Raw genomic sequence first — 5,163 nt, forward strand, 5'->3', positions numbered from 1 at the left:
GAAATACAAAACGCCCGATGCGGTGCATCGGGCGTTCTAGCGCCTGGATACTGTCAACCTATTCCAGGACTTGACAGCGGCGCGGCTGCACGCGTGCCGCGTGCGCTTCGAGGCATAATCATCGGTTGCTGCGCGCCGGCCGGCGCGCTCGAATCAGGACCGACCATGAATGCTTCCGCACCTGCCGCCTCCGTGCGCGCCGACGATCTCGACTGGCACTGGAAATCCTTCGACGCGCTGACGGCGCATGAACTCTATTCGATCCTCGACGCGCGCAGTGCTGTGTTCGTTGTCGAGCAGAACTGCGTGTATCGCGACATCGACGGTGCCGATCAGGCCGCGTGGCACCTGGCCGCGTACGACCCGGCGGGCCGCCTCGCCGGCTATCTGCGCGTGCTGCTGCCGGATGCGCAGCACACTGACGTACGCATTGGCCGCGTGCTGACGACCGCGCCGTTTCGCGGCGCGGGCCTCGGCAACGCATTGCTGTCGCGCGCGCTCGAGCGCATCCGCGCGCAGTGGCCGGATGCGCAGGTGAGCCTGCATGCGCAAGCCCATCTGCAGCGCTTCTATGGGGCATTCGGTTTCACGCCGAGCTCGGACGTGCACGACGAGGACGGCATCCCGCACGTGTGGATGACGAGCGCGCGCGGCTGACGCGCCGCGCCGTCAGTGGGCGGCGCGCGTCACCGAGGGGCTTTGCGGGCGCCGGGCGGCCGCCCGCTCGTCGATCAAGCGGCCGCGCGCCGACAGTCGCAGCCAGTGCCGCAGCGCGATCAGCGCGCCGATCACGCTCATCATCGAACCCGGGATCCACAGCAGCAGGCCGCCGATCTGCTGGTCGCGCAGCGGGCTGAGCCACGTGAATGCGCGTCCGCAGATCGAGTAGATCGGATACAACTCGTGCGGCGTGAAGAAGATCAGCGCACCGAGCGCGATCTGCGGCGGGATCGCCGCGACGACGATCAGGATCCGGCGGCCCGGAGACAGCCGCGCGGGCGGCGCGGGACGCGGATCGACGACGAGCCACCAGAACAGCAGCCCGTCGATTACCATGCTCCAGTTCATCACGCGATACAGGCGCCAGTCGAGCATCGCGATGAAGTGGATCGGCGATAGCAGCCAGAAATAGATCAGCCCGACGAACAGCACGACCGCGACGACCGGATGGAACACCACGTCGAGCGTCGCGCGCATGGGCGCCCACGCGAGCGCGGGGCGCACGAAGCGCTGCCGCCAGCGAAACGGTATGCCCGCGCGGATCGCCGCGCCCGGGTAAGCCAGCGCGATGAAGAACGGCCCGAGGTGATGCAGCACGAGGTGCTGCGCACGGTGCATGAAGAATTCGTGCTCGAAGAAGTAGTCGAGCCGGGTATGCAGCGCGATGTAGAGCGCCGTCAGCCCGAGCCAGAACGAGAACTGCCGCAGCGGCGACACCTTCGCCTTCTTTACGCCGCGCGCGAACAGCACGGCGGCGGTCAGTACCGCGATGACCACGGTCGGCGACGGTTCCCACGGATCGAGCCAGTACAGGACGTTCATCGCGCGCGCATCACTTCGCCTGGGCCGGCGACTTCACGGCGAACGGCGTGTCGACCGTCTCGCCATCGGAGAACTTCAGGCGCAGGCGCACGGTGTCGCCGGGCTTGATCGTGTGCCTGGGTTCCTCGAGCATGAAGTGATAGCCGCCCGGTGCGATGTCGACCTTGCCGCGCGCGGGGATCGTCAGCTTGTCGACCATTTCCATCTTCTGCGTCGAGCCGTTCGACACGGTCTGGTGCAGCATCGCCATCCCGTAGTCGGGGCTGTCGACGTCGACGAGATCGACCGGCTTGTCGCCCGTGTTGACGAGCGTCACGTAGCCGCCCGCGGGCAGCTGGTTCGGCAGCCAGCGCACCCATGCGTTCTGCGCGATGATCGCGCCGGCGGCATGCGCGTGCGCACCGATGCAGAGCGCGGCGAGGAGGGCGAACGTCTTGAGGAGCGTCTTCATGTCGGAGTTCAGGTGGTGGAGGCGGTGTCGATGATCCGGCGCACATCGGCGGCGATGGCGTCGGGTGAATCGCGGTCGGTCGCGAGCAGGCGCGCGCGACCGTTCGCGTCGAAGATGTAGACGGCCGAGCTGTGCGTAACCTCGTAGCCGCCGGACGGATCGCGTTTTTCCATCTGGTACGCGACGCGATAGCGCTTCGCGAGCGATTCGATCTGGCTGTCGGTGCCGGTCAGGCCGCGCGCGTGCGCGGCGTCGAACGCGGCGACGTACGACTGCATCGCCTGCGGCGTGTCGCGCGCGGGGTCGACCGAGACGAACAGGATGCGCACGTCGTTCGCCTGCGGGCCGAGCTTCGCGAGCACTTCCATCAGCCGTGCCATCGTTTCGGGGCAGACGTCCGGACAGTGCGTATAGCCGAAGTAGACGAACGCGACGCGGCCGCGAAACGCGTTCGCGTCGACCGCGTGGCCGTCGCCGCCGGTGAGCGTGAACGACAGGTCGGGCAGGTGGCCCGTGACGTTGGTCAGGTGCCAGTTCGGCTCGTCGTGCGTGCATGCGGCAAGCGCGACGGCGGCGGTCAGCGCCGCGGCCGTGCGGACGAAGCGGGTCAGACTGAAGAGGCGCCGGTGCGGCGCGGGACGGGCAGACGACATCCTGAGGCTCGATCGGACGGAACGGTCGTCGGCCGGCGCGGCGCCATGCGTCGCGCGGCCGGCGGTTGCAGACTGTAGCGCAATTCCGGCGCCTGCGTCCTTTCGAAACCCGTACGGCATGGGCGAGCGGGGCAATATGTCGCAGTTGACACGGATGGCCGCGCGAGGCTCGCCCGCCACCGGTTTCGCCCATCTCGCCACGCAGGCGCGGTAAGATGCGCACAATTCCATTCTCGCAGCGGCGGCCCGCGTTTGCAGGCCGCTCCTCAGACCATCGAATCGATGCAATCCGTTCCGGCTTCCCTGTCCCTGACCGATACCGCGTTCTTTTTCGACTTCGACGGCACGCTCGTCGAGCTGGCGCCGACGCCCGACAGCATTCACGTGCCACCGTCGCTGCTGACGCTGCTCGATGAACTGCGGCGTCGCACGCACGGTGCGGTCGCCGTCGTGTCGGGTCGCGGCATCGACAATCTCGACACGTTCCTGAACATGCCGGACCTGCCGATCGCAGGCCTGCACGGCGCCGAGCGTCGCGATGCGAACGGCGACACGCAGCGCATCGGCTTCAACGACGAACGGCTGCTGCGCATCGAGCGCGAGCTCGCGGCCGTCGTCGACCGTCATCCGGGCATGCTGCTCGAAATCAAGGGTGCGGCCGTCGCGCTGCATTACCGCAACGCACCCGAGCGCGAGCTGGCCGCGCGCGAGGCGGCCGAGCGCCTCGTCGCCGAATATGCGGATGCGTACGTGCTGCAGCCCGGCAAGATGGTATTCGAGATCAAGCCGAAGGGCGTCGACAAGGGGCGCGCGCTGGCCGCGTTTCTCGACGAGCCGCCGTTCGCGGGCCGCATGCCGCTGTTCGCGGGCGACGACCTGACCGACGAGAAGGGCTTCGCGGTGGTCAACGCGCGCGGCGGCCTGTCGATCAAGGTCGGCGCGGGCGAGACGTCGGCCCGCATGCGGCTCGACTCGGTCGACGCGCTGCACGAGCAGATCGCCCGCTGGCTTGGCGCGGAGCAGCAGGGCGCATGAGTCGACTCATCATCGTTTCGAACCGCGTCGCCCCGATTTCGGAAGGCGAGCCGGCGGCGGGCGGCCTCGCGATTGGCGTGTACGACGCGCTTAAGGAGACGGGCGGCATGTGGTTCGGCTGGAGCGGCGAGGTGGTCGCGTCGGGTGCGCCGCAGATCCGCATCGAGGAGCGCGGCCCCGTGACGTTCGCGACCGTCGGGCTGTCGCGCCGCGATTACGACCAGTACTACCGAGGTTTCTCGAACGCGACGCTGTGGCCCGCGTTTCATTACCGCGCAGACTTGATCCAGTACGACCGCCACGAGTTCGAAGGCTACGGCCGCGTGAACGTCTGGCTCGCACAGCAGCTCGTGCCGCTGCTGCAGGACGACGACGTGATCTGGGTGCACGACTATCACCTCATCCCGTTCGCGCGTGCGCTTCGTGCGGCCGGCGTGAAGAACCGCATCGGCTTTTTCCTGCACATTCCGTTTCCGGCCGCGCAGGTGCTCGTCAACGTGCCGCCGCATCGCGAGCTCGTCGAGTCGCTGTGCGCGTTCGACCTGCTCGGCTTTCAGACCGAGCCGGACCTGCGCGCGTTCTGCGACTACATCGAGTTCGAGGCCGGCGGCGAAGTGGCGCGCGAAGGGCGCACGGTGCGCGTCAGCGCGTTCGGCAACACGCTGCGTGCGGCCGCCTATCCGATCGGCGTGTATCCGGACGAGATCGCGTCGCTCGCGCAGGCCGGCGAGAACGGCAAGGCCGCGCGCATGGCCATGTCGCTGCGCGGGCGCCAGCTGATCATGAGCGTCGACCGGCTTGATTATTCGAAGGGGCTCGTCGAGCGGTTCCGCGCGTTCGAGAAGCTGCTGGAGCACCAGGCGTCGATCCGCAACCGCGTGTCGTTCCTGCAGATCGCGCCGTCGACGCGCGCCGACCTGCGCGCCTATCAGGACATCCGCCTGCAGCTCGAAGCGGAGTCCGGGCGCATCAACGGCCGCTTCGCGGAGCTCGACTGGGCGCCGATCCTCTACATTCACCGCCAGTACGACCGACAGGTGCTGGCCGCGCTGTATCGCCTCGCGCGCGTGGGCTTCGTGACGCCGCTGCGCGACGGCATGAACCTCGTCGCGAAGGAATACGTGTCCGCGCAGAATCCGGACGATCCGGGCGTGCTCGTGCTGTCGCGTTTCGCGGGCGCCGCGCGCGAGCTTACGGGCGCGCTGATCGTCAATCCGATCGACATCGACGGGATGGCCGACGCGCTGTCGCAGGCGCTGACGATGCCGCTCGCCGAGCGGCGCGCGCGCTATGCGGACATGATCGCGCAGCTGCGCGAGAACAACGTGTCGGTGTGGCGCGACAACTTCCTGCGCGACCTGCAGCGCGTGTAACCCGCGCGCTGCACGGCGGAGGCCGCGCGATGTGTCAAGTCCTGGAATAGGTTGACAGTATCCAGGCGCTAGAACGCCCGATGCACCGCATCGGGCGTTTTGTATTTCA

The 5,163-nt window shown here is 68.0% G+C and carries 6 protein-coding genes; 3 read left to right on the plus strand and 3 right to left on the minus strand.

The window, feature by feature from the left end:
• Positions 1–165: 165 nt before the first annotated feature.
• Positions 166–657 (plus strand): GNAT family N-acetyltransferase, encoded by a 492-nt coding sequence (locus WS75_RS20050; RefSeq protein WP_059682440.1) that lies wholly within the window; start codon positions 166–168, stop codon positions 655–657.
• A gap of 12 nt (positions 658–669) precedes the next feature.
• Here the strand turns inward: WS75_RS20050 and WS75_RS20055 are convergent, their stop codons facing one another.
• Genes WS75_RS20055 through WS75_RS20065 form a run of 3 tightly spaced genes read right to left on the minus strand, consistent with a single transcriptional unit; the run spans position 670 to position 2,646 of the window.
• Positions 670–1,542, minus strand: coding sequence for a cytochrome c oxidase assembly protein (locus tag WS75_RS20055; protein WP_059682442.1), 873 nt, complete (start codon positions 1,540–1,542; stop codon positions 670–672).
• A 10-nt stretch (positions 1,543–1,552) separates the two neighbouring features.
• Positions 1,553–1,993, minus strand: a complete 441-nt coding sequence (locus WS75_RS20060) for a copper chaperone PCu(A)C (protein WP_059682444.1) — start codon at positions 1,991–1,993, stop codon at positions 1,553–1,555.
• Between the two features lie 8 nt (positions 1,994–2,001).
• On the minus strand, positions 2,002–2,646 hold the full coding sequence (locus WS75_RS20065) for an SCO family protein (protein ID WP_059682446.1): 645 nt from the start codon (positions 2,644–2,646) through the stop codon (positions 2,002–2,004).
• 282 nt (positions 2,647–2,928) lie between these two features.
• Here WS75_RS20065 and otsB point away from each other — a divergent pair, with 282 nt between their 5' ends.
• Together otsB and otsA are read left to right on the plus strand one after the other, a co-directional pair.
• Positions 2,929–3,681: a trehalose-phosphatase gene (otsB, locus tag WS75_RS20070; RefSeq protein ID WP_059682449.1), complete on the plus strand. Its 753-nt coding sequence runs from the start codon at positions 2,929–2,931 to the stop codon at positions 3,679–3,681.
• On the plus strand, positions 3,678–5,054 hold the full coding sequence (gene otsA / locus WS75_RS20075) for an alpha,alpha-trehalose-phosphate synthase (UDP-forming) (RefSeq protein WP_059682448.1): 1,377 nt from the start codon (positions 3,678–3,680) through the stop codon (positions 5,052–5,054). The genes otsB and otsA overlap by 4 nt, the downstream gene beginning before the upstream one ends.
• Positions 5,055–5,163 lie beyond the last annotated feature (109 nt).

The sequence above is a fragment of the Burkholderia sp. FL-7-2-10-S1-D7 genome (assembly GCF_001524185.1).
Taxonomy (GTDB): domain Bacteria; phylum Pseudomonadota; class Gammaproteobacteria; order Burkholderiales; family Burkholderiaceae; genus Burkholderia; species Burkholderia diffusa.